This window comes from Candidatus Pelagibacter sp. (assembly GCF_052049855.1).
GTDB lineage: Bacteria > Pseudomonadota > Alphaproteobacteria > Pelagibacterales > Pelagibacteraceae > Pelagibacter.
This window is the reverse complement of record NZ_JBNGZE010000007.1, coordinates 1-5,220: the sequence shown is the minus strand read 5'-3', so window position 1 is coordinate 5,220 and position 5,220 is coordinate 1. Positions and strand designations below refer to the sequence as shown.

The window sequence follows — 5,220 nt, the reverse complement described above, 5'->3', positions numbered from 1 at the left end:
AAAATACATTCATAATATGAACTTACATATAAAGCTTTATTATTTTGTTTAATTTTTTTTTTATTTTTTAAAAAAAATTTTTTATAATAATTTTTTTTTAATGTTATTTTAGTTTTTTTTGATTTAAGAACATTTTTAGCAATATCTAAAGCATGTTTATCAAAAACATATATATTTTTAGGAAAAATTCTTTGATTTTTTCTTATAAATCTCTCTAAATAATTTACCCAATGATCTAAAAAGACAACATATTTTTTATTAAAACTATCACAAAGTTTTATTGCATTAAATTCCAAATTAGCTTTGAGACTAGTGCCAATAAATATTAAATCATGATGTTTAATAGCTTTGTTAAGATCATTACAATAATTTTTTTTTGTAAAAAACTCTTTACTTGGACCTTTCAAATAATAATTTGCTTTTATTCTATTAACTTCACAAAAAATTTGAATTAATTTGGCTCCACCAACATCATTAGATATCACTAAGATTTTTTTAAATTTTAAGTTTATGCCAAACATTTTTAAAGCAATTTGCAATGAAATTAATATCTTTTGAATTGATATCAAAAAGACATAATTCTAAACCTAAAAAAGTTTTATTATGAAGCTTTTCAGCTACAGGACATATTCCCTTTTTATATTTTTGCCAACTTACATTTAATGGAAATCCTGCAGATCCATAGGCAATCCTTTTTTTAAAAATTTTAAGTAAGTGAATATTTTGATATCCTTCAATTATTCCCATTAGTCCCATTTTTTTTAACTTATTACATATCTCTTTTCTTGATATTTTAATTTTAGTGTCATCAATTTGAATTGGTAAAATATAAAAATTATGTTCTAAAATATTATTTACTTCAGGTAAAATTAATCCATTTAAATTTTTTAATTTTTGAATTAATTTGATAATATGTCTGTTTCTATTAACTAAAATTTTTTTTAGTTTTTTATATTGTTCAAGACCAATACCCGCTTCTAACTCGCACATTCTAAAATTATATCCTATTAAATTATTTATTTTTTTAATTTTCATGTTTCCAACCACAGCCTCTGCATGATTTCTTAAGAGCATACATCTATTTGCTAAAATTTTATTATTTGTAACAATCACACCTCCCTCACCTGTATTTATATGTTTATGAACATTTAAACTATAGCCACCTATGTCTGAATTGGTTCCTACAATTTTTTTTTTATAAATCGCATATGGAGATTGAGCTGAATCTGATATAATTTTAATTTTATTATTATTTATTGTTCTTTTTAATTGGTCCACCTTAGATGGACCTCCAAATATATCTATAGTTATTATAGCTTTTGTCTTTTTTGTAATTTTTTTTTTAACTGAGACAGGATCTAAACAATAGTCATGTTTACTAATATCTGCAAATATTGGGATTGCATTGAAATGCAAGATACACATTGCCGTTGCACTCATTGTCCATGGGCTTACTATGACTTCATCACCAGGTTCAATATCTAGTGAGCCCATAATTGCAATTAATCCTGATGTCCATGAATTAACAGTTATAGCGTATTTGACCCCATAAAATTTTTTTAAATAATTTTCAAATTTTTTGATATATTTTCCCCCATAAAATCCATCTGGCCATTCGGCTTTAAAGCCCGATAATTTTCCTGATTTAATAATTTTTTTTGCAATGGCTAATTCTTCATTACCGATTGTATTTTTTAATTTAAATTTATACATTTTATTAAAATATAATTTATCATATCACTCTTATTATATTAATGAAAAAAAAAATTTTACTACTAGGATCAAAAGGAAATCTAGCAACCAAAATTATTAATTTTTATAAAAATAATAAGAATGTGAGTGAAAAATTTGTATTAATCAAAAGCTTTAAGAAAATTAAAAATAAAAATGATTTAAAAAAAATAATAAACGTAAAAAATCTTAATTTTATTATTAATTGTATTGGTTATACTGACGTTGAAAAATCTGAAAAAAACCAAAAAATAGCATATTTTGCAAACAGTGTAATTCCAAAATGGTTATCTGAATTATTAAAAAAAAATAAAAAAATATTTGTTATGCATTTTTCTACGGATCATGTCTACTCACCAAAAAAAAATATTAAAAATCGTGAAGACTCTTTTAAGGCTATAAATATTTATTCAAAGTCAAAATTGGCAGGTGAAAATTTTATAAAAAAAATTAATTCGATTATATTAAGAATTAATTTTTTTGGAAAGTTTAAAAAACGTGAGAGAGAAAGTTTGTGTTATTGGATGAAAGATAATTTGGAGCAAAATAAAATAATACAAGGTTATAGTAATATTTATTTCAGTCCATTACATTCTTCAACAATCTCTAAATATGTTTTTGATATTTTAAAAAACCCTTATAGAGGAATTTATAATTTAGGAAGTAAAAACAAAATATCCAAATATGAGTATTTAAAAATTTTAGCAAAAGGTCTAAAATTAAACCATTCACTTATTAAAAAACATTCTTACTCAAATTATAAAGCAAAAGTTAAAAGACCCAAAAATATGGGTATGAATATAAATAAGTTAATGAAAAAATTTAAATTTACTGCTAGTGATATTAAGTTTGAGATTAAAAAAAATATTAACGATTATAAAAAATGAAAATTAAAATTGGAAAAAAAATTATTTCTAACTCTCATAAAACTTATTTTATTGCCGATATTGCTGCAAATCATGATGGTTCTTTAAGCAGAGCAAAAAAATTAATTAAACTATGTGCAAAAAATGGCGCGGATTGTGCTAAATTTCAACATTTTAAAGCAGAGACTATTGTTAGTGACTCTGGATTTAGAAATATGAAAAGCTTATCTCATCAAAAAAAATGGAGATCTAGTGTTTTTGATACTTACAAAAAAGCTAGTATTAATTTGAATTGGACTAAAGAATTAGTTAATGAATGCAAAAAATATGGAATAGATTTTATGACAGCAATATATGATTTAGAATATGTTGATAATCTAGATAAATATTGCTCAGCATACAAAATTGGATCAGGTGATATTACATGGAAAGATATTTTGTTAAAAATTGCAAAAAAAAATAAACCAATTTTTTTAGCAACAGGAGCTTCTGATATGAAAGATGTTGAAAAGGCTCTTAAAATATTTAATAAAAATAAATTAGTCTTAATGCAATGTAACACTAATTACACTGCAAGCCATGAGAATTTTAAATATATAAATCTTAATGTTTTAAGAACATTTAAAAAAAAATATAAAAATAAATATATTCTTGGTTTGAGTGATCATACTTTTGGTTACTCTACGGTATTGGGCGCTGTTACTATTGGAGCGAGAGTAATTGAAAAACATTTTACTGATAATAATAATCGGAATGGGCCTGATCACAAATTTTCAATGAATCCTTTTACTTGGAAAGAAATGATTTTGGAAACGAGAAATTTAGAAAGAGCTTTAGGAGATGGTAAAAAAAAAATTGAAAACAATGAGAAGGAAACTGTAATCGCTCAAAGGCGGGGTGTTTGGCTAAGATCTGATGTAAAAAAAGGACAGAAATTAAAAAAAAATCATTTAAAGATGCTAAGACCATGTCCTAAATACTCTATTAACCCAATGAATGTGGAAAATTTCATAGGAAGAAAATTTAAAAACAATTTAAAAAAAAATAATTTTTTAAAAAAAAATCACTTAATTTGATTATTTTAATACCATCTCATAATGAAATAAAAACTTTAAAAAAGATAATTATTTTTTTAAAAAAAAAAAAATTCAATTTTATAATTATTGATGATTTTTCTAATGATGGAACCGAAAATTACTTAAAAAAATTTAAATTTAATTACATAAGAAATACAAAAAAATTAGGCTATACAGGCTCATTAATTAAAGGATTTAATTTTTTAAAGAATAAAAAATATGGATATATTTTAACCCTTGATGCAGATGGAGAACATCCAGTAAAATATATAAAAACTTTTTTAAAAAATATTACTAAAAATAATCATGATTTGGTTATAGGAAAAAGATTAAAAAAAAATAGAATATCTGAAACTATTGTTGGTTATATTTTTAAAAAACTTTTTAAAATTTCAGATCCACTTTCTGGCTTCAAAATTTATAAACAAAAAAGTTTAAATAAAATTTTAAATAAAGTGGAAAATAATTATTTTCTAGTAGATGTAATACCAAAGTTTAAAAAAATGAAATTTAAAATTTCTGAATTTCCAATTAAAACAAATAAAATTAAAAAAAGGAAATCAAAAATAGGTAATATAATTACTTCAAATTTAAAAATTCTTTTTACATTAAAAGGGATTATTTAATTATATTGAATAAAAAAATTTTTCTATTTTATTAAATATGTAGTGAATAGAAAAATATGATACTTTTGGACAATTGCTGTATCTATCTTGGTACAATTTTATTAAACTACATAATGATTTTGCCAATCAAACTGAATTACCAAAAAAACCAATTAAGAGAAATTTTTCTTTAAGCTGATTTTAAATCATTTAATGTATATTTTAATTATAATACATTTTAAAAATGCTGAAAAAAAAAAATAATCATGCCATCATATTAGCTAGAGGAGGTTCGAAAGGTATTAAAAATAAAAATATTATTCAAATTAATAACAAAACATTACTCTATTGGTCAATAAAAGCATGTTTACAAACTAAATCAATCGACAAAATTTGGGTGAGTTCTGATAGCAAAAAGATTTTAACTATTGCAAAAGAAATGGGAGCATCAATAATTTATAGGCCAAAAAAATTATCTACCGACTCCAGCTCTTCTGAGTCTGGATGGCTTCATGCCATTAAAGAAATTAATAAAAAATTTGAAGTGAAAAATATAATTGCATTACAAGCAACATCTCCAATAAGAGGAAAAAAAGATTTAAGTGAAGCTTTGAAATTATTTGAAAAAAAAAAATGTGATAGCTTATTTTCCTCTACTCCTTTAGATGCTCATTTTAGCTGGAATAAGCTGAAAAACAAAATTATACCAAATTATAATATCAAAATTCAAAGAAAAAGAAGACAAGATATAAATGAAAAAATAATTGAAAATGGGTCTTTTTATATTTTTTCAGCATCTAAATTTCAAAAAATTAAGAAAAGATTATTTGGTAAAATAATTCACTATAATCAAAGTAAATATAAAAGTTTTGAAATTGATAGAAAAGAAGATATTTTAATAATAGAAGCTATCTTAAAAAAATATAATAAAAAACTTAATTT

5 protein-coding genes and 1 pseudogene are annotated in these 5,220 nt (G+C 22.5%); 4 read left to right on the top strand and 2 right to left on the bottom strand.

What is annotated here, in order from left to right; genetic code table 11:
• Positions 1 to 521: pseudogene (locus ACTT9X_RS07095) on the bottom strand (hypothetical protein); the annotation flags it as partial.
• Entirely contained in the window at positions 496 to 1,713 is a 1,218-nt protein-coding gene (locus tag ACTT9X_RS07090; RefSeq protein WP_440934934.1) for a DegT/DnrJ/EryC1/StrS family aminotransferase, read from the bottom strand. The pseudogene ACTT9X_RS07095 and the gene ACTT9X_RS07090, both read right to left, overlap by 26 nt.
• Positions 1,714 to 1,754: 41 nt before the next feature.
• On the opposite strand from ACTT9X_RS07090, the gene ACTT9X_RS07085 reads away from it, so the two are divergent.
• The 4 genes from ACTT9X_RS07085 to ACTT9X_RS07070 all read left to right on the top strand — a co-directional run.
• Positions 1,755 to 2,618 (top strand): SDR family oxidoreductase, encoded by an 864-nt coding sequence (locus ACTT9X_RS07085; RefSeq protein ID WP_440934933.1) that lies wholly within the window; start codon positions 1,755 to 1,757, stop codon positions 2,616 to 2,618.
• Positions 2,615 to 3,673: an N-acetylneuraminate synthase family protein gene (locus ACTT9X_RS07080; RefSeq protein ID WP_440934932.1), complete on the top strand. Its 1,059-nt coding sequence runs from the start codon at positions 2,615 to 2,617 to the stop codon at positions 3,671 to 3,673. Before ACTT9X_RS07085 ends, ACTT9X_RS07080 begins: the two co-directional genes overlap by 4 nt.
• A complete protein-coding gene (locus ACTT9X_RS07075; RefSeq protein ID WP_440934931.1) occupies positions 3,670 to 4,299 on the top strand; it encodes a glycosyltransferase family 2 protein in 630 nt (209 codons plus the stop codon). The genes ACTT9X_RS07080 and ACTT9X_RS07075 overlap by 4 nt, the downstream gene beginning before the upstream one ends.
• 223 nt (positions 4,300 to 4,522) lie before the next feature.
• The coding region (locus ACTT9X_RS07070) for an acylneuraminate cytidylyltransferase family protein (protein WP_440934930.1) at positions 4,523 to 5,220 on the top strand (698 nt) is incomplete at its 3' end.